The organism is Shewanella sp. DNRA4 (assembly GCF_012843185.1).
Taxonomy (GTDB): Bacteria; Pseudomonadota; Gammaproteobacteria; order Enterobacterales; family Shewanellaceae; genus Shewanella; species Shewanella xiamenensis.
The window spans coordinates 78,641-104,717 of the sequence record NZ_JABAIP010000015.1; the positions used below are offsets into that span (position 1 = coordinate 78,641).

22 protein-coding genes and 1 tRNA gene are annotated in these 26,077 nt (G+C 49.5%); 9 read left to right on the forward strand and 14 right to left on the reverse strand.

The features are described 5' to 3' along the window. Positions 1-5: 5 nt before the first annotated feature. Entirely contained in the window at positions 6-629 is a 624-nt protein-coding gene (locus HG547_RS16595) for a LysE family translocator (RefSeq protein ID WP_169548445.1), read from the forward strand. On the opposite strand, the gene HG547_RS16600 is transcribed toward HG547_RS16595, so the two are convergent. Then, positions 626-1,894, reverse strand: a complete 1,269-nt coding sequence (locus HG547_RS16600) for a mechanosensitive ion channel domain-containing protein (RefSeq protein ID WP_037416320.1) — start codon at positions 1,892-1,894, stop codon at positions 626-628. The genes HG547_RS16595 and HG547_RS16600 overlap by 4 nt on opposite strands. 207 nt (positions 1,895-2,101) lie before the next feature. On the opposite strand from HG547_RS16600, the gene HG547_RS16605 reads away from it, so the two are divergent. Further along, positions 2,102-2,680, forward strand: a complete 579-nt coding sequence (locus HG547_RS16605) for an outer membrane beta-barrel protein (protein WP_047536485.1) — start codon at positions 2,102-2,104, stop codon at positions 2,678-2,680. A 17-nt stretch (positions 2,681-2,697) separates the two neighbouring features. On the opposite strand, the gene HG547_RS16610 is transcribed toward HG547_RS16605, so the two are convergent. Continuing rightward, positions 2,698-3,090: a DUF1090 domain-containing protein gene (locus tag HG547_RS16610; RefSeq protein WP_169548446.1), complete on the reverse strand. Its 393-nt coding sequence runs from the start codon at positions 3,088-3,090 to the stop codon at positions 2,698-2,700. A gap of 218 nt (positions 3,091-3,308) precedes the next feature. Here HG547_RS16610 and HG547_RS16615 point away from each other — a divergent pair, with 218 nt between their 5' ends. Continuing rightward, on the forward strand, positions 3,309-3,944 hold the full coding sequence (locus HG547_RS16615; RefSeq protein ID WP_169548447.1) for a DUF3157 family protein: 636 nt from the start codon (positions 3,309-3,311) through the stop codon (positions 3,942-3,944). A 137-nt stretch (positions 3,945-4,081) separates the two neighbouring features. Beyond that, positions 4,082-5,071: a DUF481 domain-containing protein gene (locus tag HG547_RS16620; RefSeq protein ID WP_037416307.1), complete on the forward strand. Its 990-nt coding sequence runs from the start codon at positions 4,082-4,084 to the stop codon at positions 5,069-5,071. Here HG547_RS16620 and HG547_RS16625 read toward each other — a convergent pair whose 3' ends face one another. Then, complete coding sequence (locus HG547_RS16625; RefSeq protein ID WP_169548448.1) at positions 5,072-5,689, reverse strand: MliC family protein; 618 nt, start codon at positions 5,687-5,689, stop codon at positions 5,072-5,074. Positions 5,690-6,066: 377 nt separating this feature from the next. Here HG547_RS16625 and HG547_RS16630 point away from each other — a divergent pair, with 377 nt between their 5' ends. Together HG547_RS16630 and HG547_RS16635 are read left to right on the forward strand one after the other, a co-directional pair. After that, complete coding sequence (locus tag HG547_RS16630) at positions 6,067-6,681, forward strand: hypothetical protein (protein WP_169548449.1); 615 nt, start codon at positions 6,067-6,069, stop codon at positions 6,679-6,681. Positions 6,682-6,797: 116 nt separating this feature from the next. After that, complete coding sequence (locus tag HG547_RS16635; RefSeq protein ID WP_169548450.1) at positions 6,798-8,123, forward strand: M48 family metallopeptidase; 1,326 nt, start codon at positions 6,798-6,800, stop codon at positions 8,121-8,123. 65 nt (positions 8,124-8,188) lie between these two features. Here HG547_RS16635 and yedF read toward each other — a convergent pair whose 3' ends face one another. From yedF to fdhD, 3 genes are all read right to left on the reverse strand, one after another. Further along, a complete protein-coding gene (yedF, locus tag HG547_RS16640) occupies positions 8,189-8,422 on the reverse strand; it encodes a sulfurtransferase-like selenium metabolism protein YedF (RefSeq protein ID WP_011070517.1) in 234 nt (77 codons plus the stop codon). Continuing rightward, entirely contained in the window at positions 8,422-9,636 is a 1,215-nt protein-coding gene (gene yedE / locus HG547_RS16645) for a selenium metabolism membrane protein YedE/FdhT (protein WP_047536473.1), read from the reverse strand. Before yedE ends, yedF begins: the two co-directional genes overlap by 1 nt. A 110-nt stretch (positions 9,637-9,746) precedes the next feature. After that, entirely contained in the window at positions 9,747-10,583 is an 837-nt protein-coding gene (fdhD, locus tag HG547_RS16650; protein WP_144376185.1) for a formate dehydrogenase accessory sulfurtransferase FdhD, read from the reverse strand. A 141-nt stretch (positions 10,584-10,724) separates the two neighbouring features. Here fdhD and HG547_RS16655 point away from each other — a divergent pair. Then, positions 10,725-10,819: transfer RNA gene (locus HG547_RS16655), tRNA-Sec, on the forward strand. Between the two features lie 6 nt (positions 10,820-10,825). After that, complete coding sequence (locus HG547_RS20860; RefSeq protein WP_248278758.1) at positions 10,826-11,098, forward strand: hypothetical protein; 273 nt, start codon at positions 10,826-10,828, stop codon at positions 11,096-11,098. Positions 11,099-12,708: 1,610 nt separating this feature from the next. Here the strand turns inward: HG547_RS20860 and selA are convergent. The 8 genes from selA to hutC all read right to left on the reverse strand — a co-directional run bounded on the left by selA (position 12,709) and on the right by hutC (position 24,365). Then, positions 12,709-14,130 carry an L-seryl-tRNA(Sec) selenium transferase gene (gene selA / locus HG547_RS16665; RefSeq protein ID WP_169548451.1) on the reverse strand — a complete coding sequence of 474 codons (1,422 nt, stop codon included), beginning with the start codon at positions 14,128-14,130 and terminating at the stop codon, positions 12,709-12,711. A 57-nt stretch (positions 14,131-14,187) separates the two neighbouring features. Further along, entirely contained in the window at positions 14,188-15,096 is a 909-nt protein-coding gene (fdhE, locus tag HG547_RS16670; RefSeq protein ID WP_169548452.1) for a formate dehydrogenase accessory protein FdhE, read from the reverse strand. After that, positions 15,096-15,737 carry a formate dehydrogenase subunit gamma gene (locus tag HG547_RS16675; RefSeq protein ID WP_169548453.1) on the reverse strand — a complete coding sequence of 214 codons (642 nt, stop codon included), beginning with the start codon at positions 15,735-15,737 and terminating at the stop codon, positions 15,096-15,098. Before HG547_RS16675 ends, fdhE begins: the two co-directional genes overlap by 1 nt. Beyond that, on the reverse strand, positions 15,734-16,648 hold the full coding sequence (gene fdxH / locus HG547_RS16680) for a formate dehydrogenase subunit beta (RefSeq protein WP_169548454.1): 915 nt from the start codon (positions 16,646-16,648) through the stop codon (positions 15,734-15,736). Before fdxH ends, HG547_RS16675 begins: the two co-directional genes overlap by 4 nt. Positions 16,649-16,650: 2 nt before the next feature. Next, the gene (gene fdnG, locus HG547_RS16685) at positions 16,651-19,665 is read right to left on the reverse strand and encodes a formate dehydrogenase-N subunit alpha (protein WP_169548455.1); all 3,015 of its coding nucleotides are present in this window, start codon (positions 19,663-19,665) and stop codon (positions 16,651-16,653) included. 608 nt (positions 19,666-20,273) lie between these two features. Then, entirely contained in the window at positions 20,274-21,815 is a 1,542-nt protein-coding gene (hutH, locus tag HG547_RS16690; RefSeq protein ID WP_169548456.1) for a histidine ammonia-lyase, read from the reverse strand. A gap of 49 nt (positions 21,816-21,864) precedes the next feature. Then, positions 21,865-23,535, reverse strand: coding sequence for a urocanate hydratase (gene hutU, locus HG547_RS16695; protein WP_169548457.1), 1,671 nt, complete (start codon positions 23,533-23,535; stop codon positions 21,865-21,867). A gap of 122 nt (positions 23,536-23,657) precedes the next feature. Further along, positions 23,658-24,365 (reverse strand): histidine utilization repressor, encoded by a 708-nt coding sequence (hutC, locus tag HG547_RS16700; RefSeq protein WP_169548458.1) that lies wholly within the window; start codon positions 24,363-24,365, stop codon positions 23,658-23,660. Positions 24,366-24,543: 178 nt separating this feature from the next. Here hutC and hutI point away from each other — a divergent pair, with 178 nt between their 5' ends. Further along, a complete protein-coding gene (gene hutI / locus HG547_RS16705; protein ID WP_169548459.1) occupies positions 24,544-25,770 on the forward strand; it encodes an imidazolonepropionase in 1,227 nt (408 codons plus the stop codon). The last annotated feature ends 307 nt before the right edge of the window (positions 25,771-26,077 follow it).

A 26,077-nucleotide genomic window follows, 5' to 3' on the forward strand; every position in this document is an offset into this window, starting at 1 on the left:
AAAACATGCAGACCGAAACTTGGTTACTCTACCTTTTTGCGATTGTTTTGATTGGTATTTCTCCTGGGTCTATTGCAATGTTGTCTATGTCCCACGGTATTCATTTCGGTAAAAAACGCAGCATAGCCACAGGGCTTGGCAGTGTCAGCGCCGCACTGGTATTAATGGTGGCCTCGGCGGCAGGTTTAGGGGCACTGATCAGCGCCTCGGAATACGGCTTTACCATACTCAAGTGGTGTGGTGGCGCCTATCTGGTGTTTTTGGGTATCAAATTATTGCTCACAAAACAGCACGTTCAGCCATTGGAAGTGGCAAAAAAAGAAGGAAATGGTCAGCCTAAACAACTCTTTAAACAGGCATTTTTAGTAGGGATCAGCAATCCTAAAGACCTACTGTTTTTTGCGGCGTTATTTCCACAATTTATCGATTTAACCGCACCACAATTACCGCAATTGGCGATTCTTGCCCTCACTTGGGCGCTGGTCGACTTTAGCTTTGTAATGATCTACGCCTCGATGGCCAATGTGCTGGCACCTAGCCTTAAGGCCAGCAACAAATTGCATTGGTTTGACCGAACCAGCGGCGGCGTATTTCTTACCCTCGCCGCGATTCTCGTCAGTCGAGACTAACCCTCGACCTTCACCGATTTCAGACTGCGGATATCGTTACCCGTCGGCGCTTGGAAGGCCTGCAAACCAAACTCAGGCAACACGGCAAAGATATGGTCGAAGATATCCGCTTGTATCGCTTCATAAAAAGCCCAGCGGGTATCATTGGTAAAAATATAAACCTCAATCGGTAAGCCTTCGGTGGTCGGTGCCAATTGGCGCACCATAAGGGTCATATCCTTATGCACTTTATCGTGGCGTTGCAGGTATTCCTGCAAATAAGCGCGGAAAGTACCCACGTTGGTCAAATGGCGACCATTGACCATCATATCCAGATCCGACACTTTAGCATTCGACGCTTGGATCTCGCTGATCTTGGCGGGGAAATACTCTTTCAAACAATTGATTTTACTCAGGCGATTTCGATCTTCCTCAGTTAAAAACTTAATACTGTTGATATCGATATTAACCGCACGTTTGATACGTCGCCCGCCCGATTCGGACATACCACGCCAGTTACGGAACGCATCCGAGACTAACGCATAGGCGGGGATCATGGTGATGGTCTTATCCCAGTTACGTACTTTAACTGTGGTTAAGGACACTTCCTCCACCGCGCCATCAGCGCCGTACTTATCCATTTGGATCCAGTCGCCCTTGCTTACCATGCGGTTGGCTGCGAGCTGAATCCCAGCGACAAAGCCTAAAATCGTGTCGCGGAACACTAACATTACAAAACCCGTCGCTACACCTAAGCCGCTGAGGAAGTACACAGGAGACTGATCGGCGAGTACAGAAAGGGACACGATAAGGCCGACAAAGAATAGGAACAACTTAAACAACTGCACAAAGCTTTTAACCGGTAGACGGCGGCTGACCAGATTGATGTCAGAGATTTCATTAACCGCATCCAGCCCCGCGTAGATAGCGCGGATCATCAATACCACCAGCCAGATACTCAGTAGGCGATCAACTAAGCCGCTAAGTACCGGATGCTCTGTTAAGGTTATAGGCACCAGCAGATTGAGCACGATAGCGGGCACTAACATCGCCAGCTTTTCGAGCACTTTATAGCGCATAAACACATCGTCCCACGTCACTCTAGATCGCAGGATCACCATGTTGACCGCGCGGATCACCCCACGGCGCATAATAAAATAGGCAATGGCCGCGACTAACACGCAAGCAAGCAGCATAATGCTGGTTGATATTCCGTCGGATGGTTGACTGTCAATTCCCAAACCCGTTAACCATGCCGAAATTTCGAGCCTTATTTCCTGATCCACAATTCACTCCAATTTAGGCGCTAGCGCAACAAAGTCATACAAAGGAAACAACTTGGTTACCCTCAGTTAAATATCCCTTTAAAAACACTCACTATAAGATACAAAAATTTTACAACCAATTATTTTAAAAGAGATTTTAGCATTTTGAATTGACCACACACAAAAGGAAATGAACAATAATCCACCTGCTACCAAGGAAGCCATCCCATGTATCGTCATTTAGCTAAATTCGCCTATCTTAGCATTGGGCTACTGAGCCTATGCCAACCGCTACAGGCAACGGAATATAACACTTCAAATCATCTGATGATGCCAGATAAATCAGTTGAGAGAACCACCACTCCCTATGTAGCGCTCATGCTCGATTACGTTCCCGCAGAAGATAATCTCTATGGAATCACCCTTGCGCCCTATCATTTCGATGATGATTATCAGCGATGGGGTTATTACCTTGGTTATGCCCGCAGTCGTGAAACCGATATTGAGGTGCCAGAACCCGCACTATCACATCGACAAGAAAGCCTCTGGCGCTTAGGTTTAAGCTACAGTTTAACCAATGACTTTAGCATTTATGCGGGCGGCAGCCTCTATATCAGCACCACAGCTTATACCAACAATATTTCACCCCGCATTGTCGATGGCAAACCCTCGTGGGAAGAAGATAAATCCAAACATTGGGGTGCCGAAGCAGGACTAAGATATCGCCTAACAGAGCATGTCATGCTGAGTGCAGGTTATAACTCCAGCACTGAATCGACCATTTTGAGCATAGGGTATGCGGGTTAAACCGAAAGAGTCCGAAGTTATTGTGCGAGCTCTGCTCTCGCCTTAGCAAGCTCAGATTCAACTTCTGCAATCTTTTGGCGTTTTTTATTGATTTTATCCATAGGCTTACCATCGGCAATCGCTTCGGTAAGCTCATGCTGGCGCTCGGCTAATTTAGCCTCTAAGACCTCAATTTTAGCTAAACGCTCGGCAGTTAAGCTGTCATCGTCACAATGGTTTGCGACCTCACTATAGGCCTTTTCTAGCCCTGCCACTTTGTGCTGATGACCAGCAGCCTTAGCCTCAGTGAGTTCAGCACTTATAGCCGCTAATTTTGCAGCACAGCCCGTTTTAGGAGGCTCATCTGCCCAGGTTACAGCACTGAAAATCAAGCCGATAACGAGTCCATAAGTACAATGTTTACCTTGCATTTTACTCTCCTCTACAGACATTTATAGACAATCCGACTCTATGACAACGCCCTGATACTTTTTATCCCTAAGCGCATACCTTAAACTCAGCCTGCCCTCTCTTACGGCTAAATCCGCTTTATTCATCAAAACGCGACTTAGACAGTGACGAATATGCTGCAAATTGTTTATGTTAGGGCAGAATGTTGACTCAGATGGATACCGGAGCCAGAAAATCAATGCAAACCTTATTTCGCCTTAGCGCACTTAGTTCACTCTTATTGCTCTCATCCTCAGTGATGGCAGCCGATGTGGCCACCATTACCCTTGAGAATGGCGCTCAGGTCAGACTAAAAGACGACTTTACCTGGGAATATATCATCACAGAGACCAAAGCCGCTAAAGCGCCAGCTGTTGCTACAGTTGCGGCCCCAAGTTCTACTGTAACAACAGCCGCAGCGGCAGTAGCCAGCAGCACATCCGCCGTTGAAGCAACCAAACCTGTCACAACCCTGACCGCCAATGCCATCGCCAGACCCGAGATCTTAGGCTCTACTGCCAAAGACGGCATTAAAGTCACCTTCAGCGAGAGCCAATGGAAGCAGGATAAACTCGGCTTGAACTTTGAGCTTGCCAGCACCAGCGGCGAACACGTGACTTTAGTTGAGGTCGAAGCCAGCTTCTTTGCCGACGATGGCACCTTGCTCAAAACCGAAAAACTGGAAGTCTGGGAAGCGATTTTCCGCATGCCAGAAACCTACCTACGTAAGGGCGAGCAACGTAAGAGCCCTGTGATTTGGGTTGAAGGCGTTGACAAAAACCGTTGGCAGAAACAATTGCTCAATCTCAAAATCACCGAAATCAATTCTCGTTGATCCTTAAGCAAGATAGGGAATTGGGTGCTAACATCCAATTCCTGAAATCTTCGCCTATTGTTATTGCCTTACTCTGCGCCATATAGGCTAGAATGCCCAAATCTTCGACACTGTTTATTTTTTAGAGCCAGCCACTAATGCCAAATCACTTTTCTAGGTTATCTGTAGCCATATTACTGGCAGGCTTAAGTGGGCAAAGTCTGGCAGATACTGTGTTACTGAGAAATGGCGATAAAATCACTGGCGAAATTAAAAGCTTTGACGAAGCACACTTAGTTATCAAACCCAGTTATTCCCCCAAAATATCCATAGAGCGTAGCGCGATTAAAAGCTTTGAAACCACCCAAAATCAGCATTGGAGCATCAACCGTACGCTACAAGATGTGAGCATAAAATCCTCCGAACTCGATGGGTTTGTTCAGGTTAACAATAAACAAATTCCCATTAGTGAGCTGGTGTATTCAGACCGAAAAAGTGACTCAGAATGGCGCTATAGTGGCAGTGTTGAGGCCGCACTAGATGTCACCAGCCACAGCAAAAATACCCAAAAACTCCATGCAAAAAGCGATATCACAGCCGAAACCTTGCAATGGCGCCATAACCTGAAAAGTGAAGTGCGCTATGAAACCGAAGGTAACGCCACCAAACGTAATACGATTGAAGGCCACTACAGCCTTGACTACCTCATCAGTGAACATTGGTTATTGCGGCAAGAAGATTATTTTCAAGAAGATAGACTAGACTTCCCAATCAGCAACTATTACGCCGCGATTGGTCCGGGTTATCGGTTTTGGGGAATAGGACGAGATAAACTGGACTTTGTTGTTACATACAACCATTTTTGGTTGGATACCCAAATATTTACCTATCAACTCAACGCTTGGGCATCCACGCTCAACTATAAACAATATTGGTTTGATGGCGTATTGGAGACCTATGCCGATCTCCAAATCGCCTTTCCTGACACACCAACCATTGATTATATTTCGGACTCAACATTTGGGCTTAAGTATCTACTTACTCAGCAAATTTACCTCTCATTCAAATATGATATCAATGAGACTAAAACCTCGATACGCCATGTTCGTGATGTCAGTTATAACCTAGGGCTTGGTGTTAATTTTTAATCATTTAGCTGTTTTGACCGTACAGGTCATTTCTGGCGCTTCATATCCCCAGACAATTTTGGCTTCGCCATGGTGTTCCCACAAGCTCTCGTTTCTCCCCTGATACTTAGCGCCGCTGCCACTAGGCTGAATAAACATCAAGGAAGTTTGATCGCCATACTCTGCAATTAAGGTGGCGGGTTCAGTATTAAAGTAACTGACCACGACTTCATTGGCGGGGTTGCCATCGCAGGCATAAAATACTGGGCCAGTTATCTCAACGAGGCGATATTGCGCCTGTAACTCTGCAATCCGTGTTTGGTAACTCGATTCAATACACGCATGTTTATCATCGCTTTTCCAACATTCGTTGCGACCTTTTACCCAACCCCGTTGCAGCGCTTTTAACGTCGGAGGCTGTTCATTTTTAGCTTTTGCGGTGGCCTTAGCATAGACCTCGGCCAATTGTTTATCTAACTTAGTTAAGCCCGCATCCTTACACACCATATCTTCGATACTGTCCGGCTGTACTTTACTACAGTCAAAGGACGGCTTTTCAGCCGCAATAGCAGGCATACTCAAGGCGATGGCTAAAAACCCCGCTATTCCTGCGATTTGCATATTGATTATCTTACTCATACTCTTGAGCCCCTTATATCAACGACCAATACTATTAATTGCCATAGCTAACGCCATCTCAGCTTAACCTAAGCTGACTTAAGCAAAATACGCTTATCAAACTGGCAAAAATCAGCACTACTCCACAAATAACCACTCAATGCCAGTTCCGCAATCAAGCAGCGTTTAACAAACTCGACTAAGTGTAGTGCAGCCTGATGGGTTATCCCAAAAGTGTCCACTGAACGGACACATTGAGACTGAACGCGCGGACACATTTAGGCTCGCCAGGCGGACACTTTATACATGTAAATGATAAATAAAGAATATTTTATTGGCATGGACTCTGCTTATACAGATGAGTTAATCACAAACACTTATTCATACAAGGAAGCATTATGAACACACGCACTAAAGTATTTGGCGGCTTATTGATCCTCGCACTTATCCCCTGTGGAATTTGGGCTACACAGCAGACAAGCACTCAGTCATCGACCGAAACCAATATTTCAATCAATAGCAGTAATTATCCTGACTTTTCGTGGATTTATGTACGCCAAGGTGGTGAGCTCACGATAGGCGCGGGTGAAAGCCAAGATTGGAACACACTCAAACAACAAGGCAATGCTTACCAAACGGATTACCTGTGGGTTAAGACTGGCGGAAACCGCTATGTGATTACCGATCCAGCCCTTGTAAATCAAGTGAAAGAGGCCGTGCGCCCAATGCAGATCCAAGGCGAAAAAATGCAGCGTCTAGGCGAGCAAATGCAAGTAAAGGGTGATGCTATCAGTGCCGAAACCAACAACCTCTTAGTCAATCTCGACTCAGGTGAAAAAGATGCTGAGAGTAACGCGCAAATTGAAAGCCTAGGCGCATCGATGGAGGTGATGGGCAAAGAGATGGAGCAACTCGGCGATGAACACCAAAAGCTAGTTAATATAGCCGAAAAGCAGGTTTACGAACTGGCGCAAAACGCGATAAAAAATGGCACCGCCGTATTGGCACCTTAAGCCATTTTTAGCACTTAAAGGTAAATTATCGGTTATTCCAGTTATAGAGATTGAATTTCCTAGTGAAATTGACTATTTTCACGCCGCTTTGTTATTTCACTAGGAAAAGGATCAACATGGAACAAGTGGTTAGTGCAGGGAACGACAACCCTATTCAAATGACCGATACCGTCTATTCGAAGGAAAAGTCACTCTTTACAATTTTAGCGATTATTTCAGGACTTATTTGGCTTGTACTTATTTTAGCAACCAAAGGTATCGCCCTGATTTGTGTGCTGATGTTTTTTATTATCTACCTCTTCACCCACTCGGCGTTTATCAGCTACCTCAAAGGTACCGCGGTTGAGATAAGCCCTGAGCAGTTCCCAGACTTACATCAGCAATACCTTGCTTGCTGTGAGCGTTTAGAGATTAAAGAACCACCGCGCGCCTACCTGTTAGCCGCCGATGGTATGTTAAATGCCCTCGCGACCCGCTTTTTGCGCCGCAACTACATAGTGCTGTTTTCATCAATTGTGGATGCACTTGAGTCGGATAAAGACGCGATTAACTTTTATATCGGTCATGAGCTTGGCCATATTCGCCGTAACCATATTGGCAAAGAACCGCTGTTAGTGTTTGCCACTTGGCTGCCATTGATCGGCGCCGCCTATGCCCGTGCCTGTGAATATACCTGTGATTTACACGGCTTGCGCTGCTGCAATAGCTTACGTTCAGCCACCAATGCGGTCGCCGTACTCGCCGCCGGAGTTGAGCAGTGGAAACGGATGAATGTCGATCAATATATTCGTCAAACCCAAGAATCGAGCGGCTTTTGGATGTCTTTCCATGAGATCAATAGCAGCTATCCTTGGCTGACTAAACGCATGGCAAGAGTACAAGCAACCGCACAAGGCAAAGTGTATACGGCGCCTTCACGCAGTGTATTTGCCTATCTCTTTAGTTTGTTTATGCCACGTATGGGCACAGCAGGCGGCGGGATTATCATCCTTGCGGCGATTATCGGTGTGGCAGCAGCGGTCGCGATTCCCGCCTATAAGGAATACCAAGAAAAAATGGGCGCAGAGATAAGTTATGAGGCGCCAACTGATCAAACTCCGGCTTTAACTTTGACAGTTCCCGATACCGATGCTGCGGTTAAACATATAGATCAATTACATCAGTCATTAACGCCCATTACAGATACTTTAACGGCCTACTACCAAGCCCACAAAGCTTGGCCGACAGAATTGGAAGTCCTTGGACTCACGGATGCACAACTGGCCACCTTTAATCTCTACACCGATGGCATAGTCGGGTTTGTGGGCGGCGAACCCCTAGGGGATTATCAAGACTATGAGGTGTACCTATCGCCACAAGTCGACGAGCAGGATAATGTGACTTGGGTATGTAGCAGTAATGGTATTCCCGACGAGTATTTACCCGTTGATTGCCAAGGCTAAAAACCAAAAGCGCTGCTAATGCAGCGCTTTTCATTTGCCGTGATGGCCTTATTCTAATGGCTCAATTAACGCTGGATCAGATAACGAATCGTTGGTCCGTTCTGCTCAATTTCCAGCACTTTATAGCCATGATTCTTGGCATCGAGTGGAATATTATTGATTGACTGCGGGCAGTCACTAATCACTTCTAATATCTCCCCCGGTTTCAGTGTCGGCATGGCCTCAAGGGTGGCCACAGCAGGATAAGGGCAAGGCTCGCCCACCATATCGAGTTGATAATCTGGAATATATTGACTCATTACGCCGCCTCCGCGATCAATTGTTCATCCCGCTTCGCTTTGCGGGCAAAGAAACGTTTTTCCCACAGCAACATGGCCGCAAACGACAATGCCAGCAGCAGATAGGTCACTAATAAGCCCCCTTTATCGCCAAAGCTGGTGAGCAAGTTAACCTTGTCCCAATTAGTCGCTAATGGCTGGGCTAAGTCATCCCAGTAATAGGCCAGCAGTGTTGAGCCAAGTACGTTACCTAAACCTACCCACCAGAAATGTACTTGGCCTTCAACGGCGCGGTACATCCAACCCGTCTCACAACCACCCGCCAGCACAATGCCAAATCCAAACAACAGGCCGCCGATCACCGCATTCGGGCCAGCCCACATAATTTTGGGCGGCACGCCTAATTGCACATAGCTATAAATCCCGATGGCACTTACCGCCATACCGAGAATAATCGCCTTAGCCATATGGGTGCGTCCGGTGATCCACATATCGCGAAATGCCGAGGTGAAGCAGATTTGCGCCCGTTCAATCAACAAGCCAAAACCCACACCGCAGAGCATGGCGATACCCAGCTTAGGCGCATTGAACATAGTCAATAATCCCCAGCCGATAATGGCTGCGAACACTAACATACCGATGCGAAAACGCCGTCTGGCTTGGTTTTCATCCTGTTTGACCGAAGACGCCTTATCGACTTTCTTCAATTTCACTGGAATACGGAACATGGGTAGCAGCGTAAAGCGCGCACCAAAGTAAGAGCCCGCCGCCGTCGCGAGGGCAAAAAACCACGCGTGTAAGGAAAACTGCGGAATACCAGTAAAGAAAGCCGCTAAGTTACAGCCCATCGCCAAGCGCGCACCAAAGCCCGCAATAATACCGCCAATTAATGCCTGAGCGATGCGGATACGGCTCTGTGGCATACGCAGTTTAACGTTATTGGCCCACAGTGCCGCCGCAATGCAGCCACCAAACATACCGATGATCATCATGCCGTCGATGCGGTCTAAGGGAGACCCCTGTAAACCTATCACCTTGAAATAACCCCAGGTTTCAGGATTGGCACCCACCAATTGCAGCAAATGCCCACCCCAGCGAGTAAATTCCCCCGTCACCGCCCAGAAGGTGCCCGTTAAACCAAAATAGTAAGTAGAAAGGATACCGGCGGCAATTACCGCAGGCATTGGCGCCCAAAATCGGATCAGATATTGTTGTTTAAATTGTTGCCATGTCATGTCATTACCCTAATGAACGAGACTATAAAAAATAAGCGCAATACGCTTATAACCTGTGTGCCAGAGTGATTGAAGTCGTTCGACAACTTCAATCTCAAGTGGCCTCACGCTTAAATGGCTTTAGCTAAGCTGACACACTGCTGCCCCAACAGGCGATAACCGTGGGTGTAAAGCGTTGCCCTGCCATTACGGCAAAAACCGATAAGCGTGATATTGCTTTTCTCTGCTAATTCCAACGCCAGTGAAGTCACGGCGGACATAGCAAACAGAATTTGGATATTGGCACTAGCGGCCTTTTGCACCATTTCGAAACTGGCACGGCTGGTGAGCAATACGGCGACGGGACGCTGTGCCTTACGCATTGAGAATCCGCCGATTAATTTATCCAGTGCAATGTGCCGACCAATGTCCTCAAAGGCGGCGATGATTTGTCCGTCTTGATCTAAGCCCATGGCAGCATGGGTCGCCCCAGTGAGCTTAAAGTGATGCTGATTTTCCTTCAGTTGCCCAAGAGCGATTTGAAGATGATCGATATTAAATCTGGCATCCGAGTCCACACGGATAACGGGTTTAACCGCCTCTTCTAACTGAGCCACACCGCAAAGACCACAGCCAGTACGCCCCGCCATATTGCGCCGCTGCTGCTTGAGTTCCATAAAGCATCTTTGGGTGATCTCCACTTGAATAAGCACGCCTTCGGGGGTGAATTCCAGGTCCACCCCTTTGATTTCGTTCACATGGGAAACAATCCGCTCCGACAAGGTAAAGCCAATGGCAAACTCTTCGAGGTTTTCGGGGCTGGCTAACATCACAGTGTGGGAAATGCCGTTGTAGACCAGCGCCACACGCACCTCGTTGGCGACATAATCAGTTAACTCCGATGCCTGTCCCTGTTCTAAAAGGGTCACTTTTATTTCAGTAACCACAGCGTGTGAATGATATTCCATAGCGACCCTCAAAACCCATAAATTCAAATAAAAACAATTAGTTTGCTTGTAAAATACGATTCAAGTCACAAACCACTTAATGAAATGCAAATACGCTTGATTCAGGTTTACGCATTTTCTACTATCGAGTTGTCTTCTATTGGAAGAACGTCGTCTCCGGTGAGGCGTCCGGATTTCAAATCCGGGTAGGGCTGCCAGCAGTCCTGGGTAGGTTCGACTCCTATGTTCTTCCGCCAATTCTCATGGGAATAAAACAGTTCCCCATCCCGAATTTCCCGGCTGTTACTGCGAAACTTCCTGCGGGTAAAACCGCTGCGGTCAAAAAACTCCAGCAATTGAATGCTGACCTTGCGGCCAAGACCAATCAGATCCTTAAACTCTGCGGTTTCAAGCTTGCCGTGGGTGTCCACGTGCTCACGCACCAGATTGGCGTAGTGGCACAACTGCTCACTCAGCAAATATCTGTCCTTCACCACCGCGGTAATAAAGCCCTGTTGCACCAGTTGAAAACATAGCAATCTAAGTTTGGCGGGCTCGAGTTCCAGATATTCCCCCATCTCAGTCACCCACACGGGGGATGTTTGCAGCGCCAACCAAGGGGCCAAGCGTTGCCAACACTGCTGCGCCTCGCTATCGAGGACAATTCTGTGATCCGCCAGCTGTAACAAGGCGCCGCGCAGCACCATCAGCCCTTCTTGGCAGAGGCTATCGAGCACCTTATTGGCAAGCTCGTTGGGTAATATGCTGTGGCTCATACGTTGCAGACGATTACGCCCCAGCCCCAATTGGTCGGGGTGCTGTTGGTGATATTCACGTAACAGCTCGATAAACTGCTGTTTTTCCTGCTCAAGTAACTGGGCCGATAGCCCATAGGCACCGAGGCGAGTCAGCCCCGCCTGTGCCAGCATGGCTGCCAGCCCTTCATCGGTTAGCTGCCAGCGCCAACGGATTTCATCGATGCTGAGCGCCTCACTCTGGCCGAGTAGCGCCAGCACATTCACTGGGTTGGAGCGCTGAGCCAGCTGTTGTAACTTACTGACACGCTCCGGCGTACGCTTCTTACGATTGGGGACTTTTAATGCCAGCACCCGCCCTGCGCCCAGCGTTTGCTTGCCGCCAATATGCCTGAGCACTATCGGGTCGTCCTGACATAGCAACAGCGGCTTATCGAGTACAATTTCGGCCAGATAACGCCCCTGCTCATTGGCCTCATCGAGTAGTGACACTCGACCAAGGGTATGGTCGGCGCCGTGGTGACAATGAACATTTTGCCAATGGGTTAAGGGTTCAAAACTGCGAATATCTACTACGGGTCTGGCGCACAACTCGGCTTGTGGCAGGCTGCTTAACCAGTCGCCGCGGGCGGGTGCCCTGTGGTTATCGACACCGGTAAGATTTAAGGCGACCCGAGTGCCACTGAGTGCTCTATGAACTTCCATTCCTTGGCAGTGAATGCCGCGCACCCTTAGTTTGGCCTTTTGGCCTGAACTGTAGAGACTATCGCCGATACACACACTGCCGCTAATCACAGTGCCAGTGACCACACAGCCCGCACCTTTAACGCTAAAGGCGCGATCGAGCGTCATCCTAAAGCTGCTGGCATCTTCCGCTTGGGTCGATTGCTGTTCGGCAATATCCAAAATATGTTGTTTAAGAGTGTCTACTCCCGCATCACCTGCATCATTAGCGCAAACCTCAAACACGCCACTGGCCTCGATACCGTATTCGGCAAGCAGCGCCATCCCCTCTAGGGTCAACTTGGCGGCGGTTTGGTCATCGACCAAATCCCGTTTAGTCAGCACTAAGGTCAAACTATTTAGCGGTAAAAGCGCCAGGATTTGCAGATGCTCGCGGGTTTGAGGCATCACGCCATCGTCACAAGCCAACACCAGCAGCGCGTGGCGTACATGGCTCACACCCACCAGCATGTTATTGATGAATTTTTCATGGCCGGGAACATCGATAAAAGCCAGTCGAGTGCCATCTCGCAGTGGCATAAAGGCGTAGCCGAGATCGATAGTCATGCCACGGCGTTTTTCTTCGGGGAGCCTGTCGGTGTTCATACCCGTCAAGGCACGGATCAGCGTGCTCTTGCCGTGGTCGACATGGCCCGCGGTGACCATAATCATAGCTGCACACCTAAGGTGCTGAGTTCGGCCAATAATTCGGCCTCATCATCGATACCACGCAGGTCGAGGCGAAGTTGATCTTGGGTCATACGGCCAATCACAGGGCGCTGCGCCTGCTTAAAATGCTGCTCGAGCAACGTTAAACTGCCGCCCTCTTGCGCGTTAAAGCACAGGGCGATTGAGGGTAAAAAGGTATCGGGCTGCGAGCCGCTACCGACTTGGGTTTGGCATGCCACTAACTCGATGCCATAGCTCGGGGCAAACAGCGGCACTAAGGCACGTTGCAGGCGCTCACCGATTTGGCGCAACTCAGCTTGGCTGCGGGCAAACTTAGCCATAATCGGCAGTTCTTTGTCTAAGGTTTCGGGGTTGAGATAGTGGATCAGCGTTGCCTCGAGCGCCGCTAGAATCAGCTTGTCGCAGCGTAATGCACGCTTTAACGGATGACTTTGAAGCTTATTAATTAGCGCCTGTTTGCCAACAATCAAACCCGATTGCGGGCCGCCGAGGAGTTTATCGCCGGAGAAGCTAACCAGGTCGACCCCATCCGCCAACATGGCTTGGGGAGTCGGCTCTTGTTTTAAGCCAAAACGGCGTAAGTCGGTGAGTGAACCGCTGCCAAGATCCGAAATGAGTGATATGCCACGCTCACGGCATAACTGACCCAGCCTTGCCTCCTCCACTGCGGCGGTAAAACCACTGATATGATAGTTGCTGGTGTGCACCTTCATAATGGCGGCGGTATTCTCGGTTATCGCCTGCTCATAATCCTTAAGGTGAGTACGATTAGTGCTGCCGACCTCCACTAAGGTGCAGCCCGCTTGGCGCATAATGTCTGGAATGCGAAAGGCGCCACCGATTTCCACCAGCTCACCGCGGGAGACAATCACTTCTTTGCCCGCCGCGACCGCCGATAACATCAGCAGCACAGCGGCGGCGTTGTTATTCACCACACAGCAGGCTTCAGCGCCTGTTAGGCGCTGGATTAACCCACTAATGGCATTATCTCGATGGCCGCGCTCACCGGCGGCTAATTCAAACTCTAGTGGCGTGGGATAACGCATCACAGAGGTCACCGCCCGAATAGCCGCCTCAGACTGTTGGGCGCGACCAAGATTGGTATGCAGGATAGTTCCCGTGAGGTTCCACACGGGCTTAAGACTATGGCTATAGTCCTTAGACAATTGATCAACCAAATATCCGTTCAATAATGACGGGTTAGCACACCAAGCGGGTAAACGTCGCTCCTGGGCAATCAGCTCACGCGCCGTGCGTAACTGGCTATCCAGCGCCGCCTTTACCGCCGCTTTACCATAGCGTTGCAGCAGAGGCGCCAATATCGCATCGGCGAGCAGACTGTCCATCGACGGCAGCGCACGGTACAGGGCTTGGGGTGTATCGGGTACTTGGGTCATCATTTGTATCATCTTGATAAATATAAGGGGAAGAGCTCAGTGAGCCCTTCCCGACTTTGGTTATTGCTCAGTTTCGTGGGCCAGTAGCAATGGATTGACCGTGGTCGCTCCAAAGCCCTTGGCATTTAGCTCACTGTCGAGCATCAGGGTCGCTAAGTCGTCGGCCGCCACATCCATCAGCGGTGACTTTTCAACGAACAGCATCTTGGTGTAACCATGACATTCGTCGCAGCTCTCGATGCGCACCTGCGCCTTGGCATCATCAAATGACCAGAGCGTCGTCCCTTTATCCTGACCACAGCTAGTGCAATGGGCGCGAATGTAGTGCCATTCGCTCTCGCACAAACTGCAATGCAGATAACGCAGACCCGCTCTCGGCTGGTCGACGATTACGCTCGCCACAGGATGACACCCACAAATCGGGCATAGGTTCTGCTGCACGACTTTGCGTTGATCGATCCGTTTAATCACCATAGGTGCCCAATGGGACCAGTAGACCCCCATCGCCGCCCAGATAAACAAACTAAAGCGTGCAGGCACTGCGCTCATATGTCCCTGACGCAATGCACTGCCCCAGGAGGTGAGTTGTTCTGGAGATTGCTGCATCAACAAACGCAGCACTCGCGCCATATCCTCATCCACCTGCGGCAGCAGATCGCTTAACAGTTGTTGTAGCAGTCCTTGCCAATAGCTATCTGCCTCTGAACCCAAGTGGGAAAGCGGAATCGCTTCATCTTTCCCCCAAGCGAGAAGCTGACCGAAGTCAGCCTCCGCCGCCAATCTGGCCTGAATCGCAACCACACGGCGGCATAGCTCAAAGTAGTCGGCCAGCGGCGAGTCCTTGGCCAACGACAACAAACGCTGCGCCCGTCTGTGATACACAGTTTTAGGGTCCACCGCCTTTAAGGGTTTAAGCTCCAGCGGCGATTCGCTGCCGGGGACCATAGGTATCTCGGCTGTATGACTCATTAATGTTTCTCCACGTCCGAATGTTCATCCAACATCAGCGGATGATGTTTACGGCACCACGCCTTAGAGACCTTGCCGTAAAGCATGCCGGTGATAGAACCTTCCACCCAGCTCGCCATCCAAAAGTGCACCATCACAAATATCAACATAATCAAGGCACTAATGGCATGCAACACAATCGCCCAGCCCACCACAGTGGCGGAAAAGTACGGTGCAAAGTAGGGTTGCCACATGATGAATCCCGTCACGGTTAAGGTGATAGACGTCAGCACAAAGGCGCGGAACAGCACTTTTTGACCAGGGTTGTAATGACCGATAGGCGGGATTTTTTCCTCGTTTTCGAACATCACATCCTTGATGGCGAGCATCCAAGCCAGATCGTGTTTTTCCCATTTGTTGTGGTGGTAATAACGCACCAGCATCAACATCAAAGGTAAACACATCATCAAGCCGGCAATTGGGTGAATAAACTTCGCCAATTGCGGCGTACCCGCTATCGCGCCCAACCATTGGAAGGAGGGATAGAAGAAGGAAAAGCCCGTCAGAAAGGTGACTAGACCCACAGCCACAATGAACCAATGACAGATGCGGTCGAACAGCTTGTGACGCACTACCATTTCTTGCTTGTTATGCTTGCTCATTTCTTGGCCTCCTCTTCCTGCTTAACCTCTTCCTCTGGCGGTTGATAGCCGGGTTGGTCCTCTTCCACTATGTTGCGACCGACGGTGATCTTATGCAGGCAGGCCACAGCCGCAGTTGCAAGCAGTCCGACAGTACCTAGTGGTTTCACCCAGTCCTGCCACAGGGTGACAGACAATGGGATTTGCGGATCCTTTGGCATTTCGTAGGTTTCAGGCTGAGTGACATTGTGCAATATCATCAGCATGCCTGTGCCACCTACGCCCTCAGGGTTGTAGAGTCCCGCCTTAGCAAAACCACGTTCTTTCAGCTCGTTAACACGCTTTTCGGCGGAGAACAGCATGTCTTCGCGCGTGCCAAAACGCAGTGCACCCGTGGTACAGGACTTAACGCAGGAAGGCTCCAGCCCAACAGCCAAGCGGTCAGAGCACATAGTGCACTTGTAGGCTTTGTTGTCGACGGCGCTGATCTTCGGGATATCGAATGGACAGGCACTGGCACAATAACCACAGCCAATACATTTGTCCGAATCGAAATCCACAGTGCCATTGGCATGCTGAACAATCGCGCCAGAGGTAGAACAGGCCTTCAAGCAGGCGGGATCCGCACAGTGCATACAGGCACTGTGGGTAAACTGCCAACGTAATTTGCCTTGGTCTTCGATCTCGTTGAACTTCATCAGGGTCCAGCACTCTGGCGACAGAGATGCTGGGTTTTGATAAGTCCCTTGGAACGAACCCACCTCTTCACGCAGGTCATTCCATTCTGAGCAAGCGACCTGACAGGCTTTACAACCATTACACTTAGTCGCGTCAAACAGCTTCGCAATTTGCTTCACGCCACCGACTCTCGCCTGTGCAGGTGGAGTCGCTTGCGAAGTGCCGGAACGTTGAATGATATCTTGAGTCGCCATTATCAGACCTCCGCCTTTTCAACATTCACGAGGAACGCTTTGTACTCAGGCACACCCGTGTTGGCATCACCCATCTCAGTGGTAAGGACGTTACAGCTATAGGCCTTACGTGTAAGCGCGTTATGGCTACCGTGACGTGGAATACCTAGCGTGTGTACCGTTTGACCATTAACCTGCAATGGGCGCATACGCTTGGTCACTAAGGCTTTGGTGAGAATGTGGCCACGTTTCGAGCTCACTTTCACCCAATCGCCATTCTTGATGCCTTTTTCTGCCGCCAATTGCTCATTCATTTCCACAAAGGTCTCTGGCATGGCAATCGCCGCTAAACGGCAGTGTGTCGTCCAGAAGTTAAAGTGTTCTGTGAGTGAGTAAGTGGTACAGGCGTAGGGATATTCCTCTTTAGTACCTATGGTCTCTTTCACCCCTTCGAACCAACGCAGCACAGGGCTGTGCACCACATTAGGATGCAGTGGGTTGGTGCCGATAGGCGATTCGACAGGCTCGTAATGCTCTGGGAACGGTCCTTCTTTAAGCAGTTTGAGCGCGAAGAAACGACCCACGCCGTCAGCCTGCATAATGAAAGGATGCGCACTTTCCTGTGGATTCAACTTGGCATTGAAGTCGGGCACGTCTATCCCTTCCCACTTGCCGTCTTTCCACTCAACAATCTTACGGTGCTCATCCCAAGGTTTACCGTTCACATCGCAAGAGGCACGGTTGTAGAGGACGCGGCGGTTAAGCGGCCATGCGAAGGCCCAGCCCGGCGTAATACCTTTACCCGATGGGTCATGGTTATCGCGGCGAGCCATTTGGTTACCGGCTTCGGTCCAAGAACCCGCGTAAATCCAACAGGCACTCGCGGTACTGCCATCGGCCTTCAGTTCAGCAAAGCTGCTGATCTGACGCTTGGTCGCGACGTCGTAACCATTCAACTCTTTCGTCAGCTCGATAGCGCTAGGGTTGTGCGGATCGGTATAGTTCCAGTTAATCGCTTGAATCGGCTCAGGCAGTTTGCCACCCTCTTCTCGATATAACTTTCTCAACTCCAGCAGCAGACCAGACACAATCTCTGAGTCCGACATCGCTTCACCTGGAGGATTAGCGCCTTTATAGTGCCATTGCATCCAACGACCAGAGTTAACGATCGAACCTTCTTCCTCCGCAAACACTGTCGCAGGTAGGCGGAATACTTCGGTTTGAATACTGGCAGTATCGACCTCGTTATAACCGGGTTCGTTTTGCCAGAAGGTGGCGGTTTCCGATGACAAGTTATCAAGCACCACTAAGTACTTAAGGTTACTCAGCGCTTTGATATTCTTGTTACGGTTAGGCATGGAGTTAATGGCGTTAACCCCTTGCACGATACAACCGTTCACTTTGCCACGGTACATCATGTCCAGATGCTTACCGAAGTCATACATCTGATCCCACTTAGGCAACCACTGATAACCGAACTCGTTTTCAGGTGTCGCGTTCTCGCCCCAGAAGGCTTTGAGCAGGGACACATAAAACTTCGGATAGTTTTGCCAGTAGTTGGTTTGACCTGGGCGCAATGGCTTAGGTGTGTTCGCCGCCAAGTGAGCAGCTAAGGTAGGTTCTTTATCGTTTGGCAGTTTAAGGTAACCGGGTAAACTTTGAGCCAGTAGACCCATATCGGTTGAACCTTGAACGTTGGCGTGACCGCGCAATGCGTTAACACCACCGCCTAACTGACCAATGTTGCCCAGTAATAACTGGATCATCGCCATAGAACGGATGTTCTGCGCACCTTTACTATGATGGGTCCAGCCCAGCGCATACATAAATGTCGCCACACGATCTTTAGTATGAGTGCTCGCAATGGCGTCACATACCACTTGGTAATCTTCGGTTGGTGTACCAGTGATATTACTTACCGTTGCAAAATCATAACGTTCTACGTGTTGTTTGAGTAAGTTCCACACACAACGCGGGTGCTCAAGTGTTTCATCCACTTTGGCATAGCCGTCTTCGTCGAGTTGGTAGAACCAGGATTCTTTGTTGTACTCGCCTTTTGCTTCATCAAAGCCTGAGAATAGGCCGTCATGGAAGTCAAAATCATCCCGCACCAGATAACTGGCGTTGGTATAGGCTTTCACATAATCGAAGTTAACTTGATTGGTCGAAATCAAATAACGGATCACACCCAGAAGGAATGCAATGTCAGTTCCTGAGCGGATTGGGGCATAGTGATCTGCCAATGACGCACTGCGGTTGAAACGTGGATCAACCACAATCAACTTAGCATTGTTATGCTGCATAGCTTCAGTAACCCAGCCGAATCCGACAGGGTGAGCTTCTGCGGCATTACCGCCCATAATAATCACTACGTTTGAATTTTTAATATCGATCCAGTGGTTGGTCATGGCACCACGTCCAAATGTCGGAGCAAGACTTGCTACCGTTGGAGAGTGTCAGTTACGTGCAATAGTATCGATAGCTACAAGGCCTAAAGCGCGAGCAAATTTTTGTGTCGCTAAGCCACTTTCATTGGCCATGCCGGATGAAGTCATCATCCCTGTGGTTAACCAACGGTTAACCGTTACACCATCGGCGTTCTTTTCAATCAGGTTCGCATCACGGTCATCTTTCATTAAACGAGCAATACGTTTAAAGGCATCATGCCAGCTGATCCGTTCCCACTTGTTGCTGCCGGGGGCGCGATATTCTGGATACTGTAAACGGTGTGGACTGTTAACATAATCCACAAGGCCTGCACCCTTTGAGCACAATGCACCTCGGTTTACTGGATGATCGGCATCACCCTCGATATGGAAAATAGCATGTTCAGAGTTTTTACCCCCGCTGCCTTGGCTGTACATCAGCAGGCCACAACCTACCGAGCAATACGGACAGTTGTTACGGGTTTCTTTGGCTCCGATCAGCTTAAACTCTCGCACTGCTGCATAGGCCTTTTCGGACATAAATCCCAGCGCTGAAATCGCTGAGGTTGCCGCTCCGGCCGCACACAGTTTAAAAAACTGGCGTCTGTTCATAGCGTTATCTCACACTTTTGTCGTTATGAGTTTGGTAATTGCAGTGGTAACGCTGCAATCGTTTGAGTGAGTCAATAAAGACCTCACTTAATTTAAGATTATCCTTAAAGTGAAAATAGATAACAAATAATGACATGAGATCAAGATCTCAATTTGCCAGCTACAGAGCAAATAACCATTAAATAGATTTTAAATATGATTTTTTAGAATTTAATTTCACAATAGAGAAATAAATTAATATATAAACCCAAAAAGCACCAAAAGACATTTTGTCCACATATCAAGACCCATTTTGTCTCACAATGGCATATTAAGGTTATATAAGGTGTAGATTTAAAGCCGAAACGAAATAAGAGATGGTTAAAAACACCTCATATTTACCGGTTTTGGATGGATAGACAGCTCTCAAAGCTGACAATGTAAAGATTGGATAAAAAAGCACTCATCCTGCGGTGTTAAACACACCTAAAGTACAAAGTGCAAAAACAGCGAAATCGCCGCATAAGATAGACAAAAGGCATAGCAAATCGCTATGCCTTTCACTTTATTGGTCGCTTGCTTCAGCACTTTTCACCCGCAGGTGGGTTATCGGCGCCAAAAACTGTGCATTACAGACTCGGCAATACGCCTTGGGGCAAGTAAGCATTGAAGCTGGCGGTGTACAACAGATCCGTTGCCGCTTCGATATCCGGCGCGAAATATCTGTCTTTATCGTAGTAGGCAACCACTTCGCGTAGCTCGGCTTTGGCTTTGGCAACCGCCGCGCTTGGCGTTAATGGCGCGCGGAAATCCAACCCTTGGGCGGCAGCTAACAATTCAATCGCTAATACGCCGCGGGTGTTTTCACTCATATCCCGCAAACGGCGCGCCGCAAAGGTCGCCATAGAAACGTGATCTTCTTGGTTTGCCGAGGTTGGTAAACTGTCTACTGAGGCTGGATGGGCGTAAGTTTTGTTTTCAGAGGCTAATGCCGCCGCGGTTACTTGGGCGATCATAAAGCCCGAGTTCACCCCGCCATTTTTCACTAGGAAAGGTGGCAATTTAGACAGGCTAGAGTCGATGAGCAGCGCGATACGACGCTCTGCAATCGCGCCTAATTCGGCAATCGCAATCGCCAAATTATCCGCAGCCATAGCGACTGGTTCGGCGTGGAAGTTACCGCCAGAGATAATATCGCCAGTATCTTGGAATACCAGCGGGTTATCGGTCACGCCATTGGCCTCAGTGCCTAACACCTCGGCCGCTTGACGGATTTGAGTTAAGCAAGCACCTAATACCTGTGGTTGGCAGCGGAGTGAGTAAGGGTCTTGCACCTTCTCGCAGTTGAGGTGGCTTAAGCTGATTTCAGACTCTTCGCCCAGCAGATGGCGGAACACCATGGCCGCATCGATTTGTCCTTTCTGACCACGGGCCGCATGAATGCGTGGGTCGAACGGGCTGCGACTACCCATGGCCGCCTCGACGCTCATGGCACCAATCACGGAGCTGGCAGCAAATAAGTCTTCAGCGTGGAACAGACCTTCCAGCGCCAGTGCCGTAGAAGCCTGAGTACCGTTGAGCAGGGCTAAGCCTTCCTTCGCGGCTAAATCGATTGGCTTGAGGCCCGCGATTTCTAAGCCTTCGGCGGCCGAAATAATCTGACCTTGATAGCTCATCTCGCCTTCACCCAACAGCGGCAGACACATATGGGCTAACGGCGCTAAGTCACCGGAGGCACCCACAGAGCCTTTTTCAGGCACGCAGGGGTAAACCTCGGCGTTCACTAAGCTGATAAGGAAGTTGATGACTTCTAAACGGATACCCGAGAAGCCACGGCTTAGGGAGTTGATCTTTAACACCATCATCAAGCGTACTGTGGCATCTTGCATATATTGACCCGTGCCCGCCGCGTGGGATAACACGATAGAGCGTTGCAGCAATTGCAGATCTTCAGGCGCTATCTTGGTATTGGCCAACAAGCCAAAACCCGTGTTGATGCCGTAAACGGTACGGCCTTCATCCAGCACTTTTTGCACGATTTGCGCACTAGTGTTGATGTCGGTAATGGCCTCTGGCGCCAATTCGAGTGTCAGTTTATGGCGACTGATTTCACGCAGTTGCGCCAGACTTAAGCTGCCGGGCGTTAATACTAAATGGTTGACTGATTTCATTTTTATATCCGTATTCTTGTCGTTGTTTTTCACGGTTTGTGTTGCGTTGTTAGTCTTTAAGCATGGGCAGATCTAAGCCCTGCTCTTTTGCACAGTTTTTGGCGATCTCATAACCCGCATCGGCATGGCGCATCACGCCTGTCGCTGGGTCGTTCCACAGCACGCGGCCAACACGTTTAGCGGCGGCCTCAGTACCGTCACAGACGATTACTACGCCCGAGTGTTGGCTAAAGCCCATACCGACACCACCACCGTGGTGCAAAGACACCCAAGTCGCACCGCTGGCAGTGTTTAGCAGTGCGTTTAGCAATGGCCAATCGGATACCGCATCTGAACCGTCCAGCATAGATTCGGTTTCACGGTTAGGGCTGGCGACTGAGCCTGAGTCTAAGTGGTCGCGGCCAATCACTATGGGCGCCGACAGCTCGCCGTTTTTCACCATCTCATTAAAGGCTTGAGCTAAACGCGCACGGTCCTTTAAACCCACCCAGCAGATACGCGCTGGCAGACCTTGGAAGGCGATACGCTCACGAGCCATATCTAACCAGTTGTGCAGATGAGGATTATCTGGGATCAGTTCTTTGACTTTAGCGTCGGTCTTGTAGATATCCTCAGGATCGCCAGACAGGGCAACCCAACGGAACGGGCCGATACCTTCACAGAAGAGTGGGCGAATATAGGCAGGCACAAAACCGGGGAAATCGAACGCGTTTTTAACGCCAGTTTCGAAGGCCATTTGGCGAATGTTGTTGCCATAGTCTAAGGTCGCAGCGCCCGCCATTTGCAGATCCAGCATGGCTTGTACCTGCACCGCCATCGAGGCTTTAGCCGCTTTGACGACGGCCGCTTCATCGGTTTTACGCATGTCGGCCGCTTGCGCCATAGTCCAGCCCTGAGGCAAATAGCCGTTCAGCGGATCGTGGGCAGAGGTTTGGTCGGTGACAACATCAGGAGTAATGCCACGCTTCACTAATTCGGCAAATACATCGGCGGCGTTAGCTAACAGGCCGACGGAAATGGGTTTGCCCGAGGCATTGGCATCGTTGATCATAGCCAAGGCTTCGTCTAATGAAGTGGCTTTTTTATCCACATAACGGGTACGTAGACGAAAATCGATACGGGTTTCATCGACTTCACAGGCAAGCACAGAGAAACCGGCCATAGTCCCGGCGAGCGTTTGCGCGCCGCCCATACCACCTAAGCCGCCAGTGAGGATCCACTTACCGGCAGCAACGCCGCTAAAGTGTTGTTTTGCGACCGACACAAAAGTTTCGTAGGTACCTTGGACAATACCCTGTGTCCCGATATAAATCCACGAACCTGCGGTCATCTGGCCATACATGGCCAAACCTTGCTTATCTAGCTCGTTGAAGTGTTCCCAGTTTGCCCAATGTGGCACTAGGTTAGAGTTAGCAATCAGCACGCGCGGTGCATCTGCGTGGGTGCGGAATACACCTACAGGTTTCCCCGATTGCACCAATAAGGTTTCATCATCTTCGAGACGTTGTAGCACTTCGATAATCTTGTCGTAGCAGTCCCAGTCGCGGGCCGCGCGGCCGATACCACCGTAAACCACTAAATCCTCTGGACGCTCGGCGACATCGGGATGTAAGTTGTTCATTAACATGCGCATTGGCGCTTCGGTTAACCAACTTTTACAGCTTAATTGGCTACCATGGGGCGCAATAATGCGGCGGCTTGGGTCGTGTCGCTTGTCCATTGAGATGTCCTCTTTCAACCTGTTGAACTCACTCGCCATTTGGCTAAGTGCTATTGTTTTTATTGTGTTTTTGTCGCTAAACATCGGATGAATGCCATAAGCATCATCTCTGTTTGCGTACGTTATTTATTAAATGTCAGGTGTCCGCCGAGCTTAAAGCGGCTACCCGGGTGTACTAATTTGGCAAAACTCACCACCCCTTGGCGGGACCAAGTGCGGCGTGAAATCTGTAAACAGGGCTCAGTCGCCGGAATGGCTAACCTCTGCTGCAATTCGACACTGGCAATAATGGCTTCGATGGTATGGTGCGCCTCGGTCAGCGGAGCCACCTGCGACAGGTACTCATGGGGCGTCTGCTCGCTAAAGTCCTGTTCTAAGTAATCAGGCGCAAAGGCGGGATTCACATAACGCTCCTCGACTTGGAGCGGCACGCCCTGCTCGCAATGCACTAACACCGAATGAAACACCGGACTCCCGAGCTCCAGCGCCAGTGCGATGGCGATAGGCGCGGTGGCATTCACTTGTCTAAGCGCTAATTGCTGCACACTGTAACCATGACCACGGTCTTTGATTTCGTCAGCAATGTTGCGGATCGCCAACATGGAGGATTGCGACTTTCGCCCGGCCACAAAGGTGCCAAGTCCCTGTGAACGCTCAAGCACGCCGTTATCTGTCAGCTCAGTCAAGGCGCGACGCGCCGTCATACGGCTACAGACAAACAGTTCGGCCAGCTGATTTTCCGAGGGCACGCGGGCATTTTCTTCCCACTCACCAGACTCGATACAGCCAATGATATATTGCTTAATTTCTGCAAACTTAGGCGTAGCCAAAACACTTCCTCGGTATAAAAATCTAGAATCTAGGTGCTAGATGCGGGCACACTTTCAAACGTTCAAAATTGCGGCTACAATCCTAGCTTGTATATACAAGTAAATACAAGCTAGCTCACATAACTTTCGATAATAAAGAGTTTGCAGGGCCCAAAAGCCAACGCAGCGAGGGATAACAATGTCTTGGGATCAGGTTTGGATAGACGTTAACGTAGCAACAATGGACCCTTCCATATCAGCACCTTACGGCGCAATTACCAATGCGGCTATCGCAGTAAAAGACGGTAAAATTGCCTGGTTAGGCCCACGCAGCGAGCTGCCCGCCTTCGATGTGTTGTCCATTCCTGTTTACAGGGGCAAAGGCGGTTGGATCACTCCAGGGCTGATTGATGCCCACACCCACCTAGTATTTGCTGGTAATCGTGCCAACGAATTCGAGCTACGCCTAAAGGGCGCTACCTACGAGGAAATCGCCCGTGCTGGCGGCGGAATTATTTCTACGGTTAACGCCTGCCGTGAGGCCGACGAAGCCGAGCTATTTGACCTCGGTCGCCAGCGTTTAAATGCCTTGGCAAAGGAAGGCGTTACTACGGTTGAGATTAAATCTGGCTATGGTCTAGATACCGAAACTGAACTCAAAATCCTGCGCGTGGCCCGCGAACTCGGCCAACATCACCATGTGGATGTCAAAACCACCTTCCTCGGTGCCCATGCGGTGCCACCCGAGTTTAAAGACAATAGCGACGGCTATGTCGACTTAATAATCAATAAGATGCTGCCTGCGGTGATTGCCGAGAATCTTGCCGATGCGGTGGATGTGTTCTGTGAGAATATCGCCTTTAACCTAGAGCAAACCGAGCGCGTGCTGAGCGCCGCCAAGGCGGCTGGCCTGCAAGTTAAACTGCACGCCGAGCAGTTATCCAATATGGGCGGCTCTGAATTAGCCGCACGTTTAGGGGCTAAGTCGGTTGATCATATTGAATATTTAGATGAGGCTGGTGTTAAAGCCCTAAGTGAAAGTGGCACCTGCGCCGTGCTGTTACCGGGCGCGTTTTACTTTTTGCGGGAAACTCAAAAACCACCTATCGACTTATTGCGTCAATACGGTGTGCCTATGGTGCTCGCCAGCGACTTTAATCCCGGCTCATCGCCCATCTGTTCGACCCTGCTGATGCTGAACATGGGTTGCACCCTATTTCGCCTAACCCCAGAGGAAGCGCTTGCGGGTTTAACATTGAATGCCGCCAAGGCACTAGGGATTGAAGAAAATGTCGGCAGCTTAGTGGTCGGCAAACAGGCGGATTTCTGTCTGTGGGATATCGCCACCCCAGCACAGTTGGCCTACAGCTACGGCGTCAATCCCTGCAAGGATGTAGTAAAAAACGGTAAGCTAATCCATCAATAATTTCAAAGCTTTGGTCTATTTAACTGCACTCACTCAGTTAAATAGACCTTCTGACAATAGTGACAAGATCTCCTGCACTAGATACATCGCCTAAATACCTAAATTCCAACAGCATAATCTTGATTTAGATGCATTAGGTTACACTGCCAGCACATATCATCTAACACATTGAAATAAATTAAAAATTAAACATTTCATGTGATTTTCTGCAAATAACCACATTTTTATCCTCAAATAGGAAAAATGTCCGTTTTTTTAACGAAAAAATCTTGAATGATTCATCTCTATAAAATGATCTATTACCAGA

Coding starts and splice junctions, on each gene's coding strand:
- HG547_RS16595 (WP_169548445.1), top strand. CDS start 6: ATGCAGACCGAAACTTGGTTACTCTACCTTTTTGCGATTGTTTTGATT.
- HG547_RS16605 (WP_047536485.1), top strand. CDS start 2,102: ATGTATCGTCATTTAGCTAAATTCGCCTATCTTAGCATTGGGCTACTG.
- HG547_RS16610 (WP_169548446.1), bottom strand. CDS start 3,090: ATGCAAGGTAAACATTGTACTTATGGACTCGTTATCGGCTTGATTTTC.
- HG547_RS16615 (WP_169548447.1), top strand. CDS start 3,309: ATGCAAACCTTATTTCGCCTTAGCGCACTTAGTTCACTCTTATTGCTC.
- HG547_RS16620 (WP_037416307.1), top strand. CDS start 4,082: ATGCCAAATCACTTTTCTAGGTTATCTGTAGCCATATTACTGGCAGGC.
- HG547_RS16625 (WP_169548448.1), bottom strand. CDS start 5,689: ATGAGTAAGATAATCAATATGCAAATCGCAGGAATAGCGGGGTTTTTA.
- HG547_RS16630 (WP_169548449.1), top strand. CDS start 6,067: ATGAACACACGCACTAAAGTATTTGGCGGCTTATTGATCCTCGCACTT.
- HG547_RS16635 (WP_169548450.1), top strand. CDS start 6,798: ATGGAACAAGTGGTTAGTGCAGGGAACGACAACCCTATTCAAATGACC.
- yedF (WP_011070517.1), bottom strand. CDS start 8,422: ATGAGTCAATATATTCCAGATTATCAACTCGATATGGTGGGCGAGCCT.
- yedE (WP_047536473.1), bottom strand. CDS start 9,636: ATGACATGGCAACAATTTAAACAACAATATCTGATCCGATTTTGGGCG.
- fdhD (WP_144376185.1), bottom strand. CDS start 10,583: ATGGAATATCATTCACACGCTGTGGTTACTGAAATAAAAGTGACCCTT.
- HG547_RS20860 (WP_248278758.1), top strand. CDS start 10,826: ATGGGAATAAAACAGTTCCCCATCCCGAATTTCCCGGCTGTTACTGCG.
- selA (WP_169548451.1), bottom strand. CDS start 14,130: ATGATGACCCAAGTACCCGATACACCCCAAGCCCTGTACCGTGCGCTG.
- fdhE (WP_169548452.1), bottom strand. CDS start 15,096: ATGAGTCATACAGCCGAGATACCTATGGTCCCCGGCAGCGAATCGCCG.
- HG547_RS16675 (WP_169548453.1), bottom strand. CDS start 15,737: ATGAGCAAGCATAACAAGCAAGAAATGGTAGTGCGTCACAAGCTGTTC.
- fdxH (WP_169548454.1), bottom strand. CDS start 16,648: ATGGCGACTCAAGATATCATTCAACGTTCCGGCACTTCGCAAGCGACT.
- hutH (WP_169548456.1), bottom strand. CDS start 21,815: ATGAAATCAGTCAACCATTTAGTATTAACGCCCGGCAGCTTAAGTCTG.
- hutU (WP_169548457.1), bottom strand. CDS start 23,535: ATGGACAAGCGACACGACCCAAGCCGCCGCATTATTGCGCCCCATGGT.
- hutI (WP_169548459.1), top strand. CDS start 24,544: ATGTCTTGGGATCAGGTTTGGATAGACGTTAACGTAGCAACAATGGAC.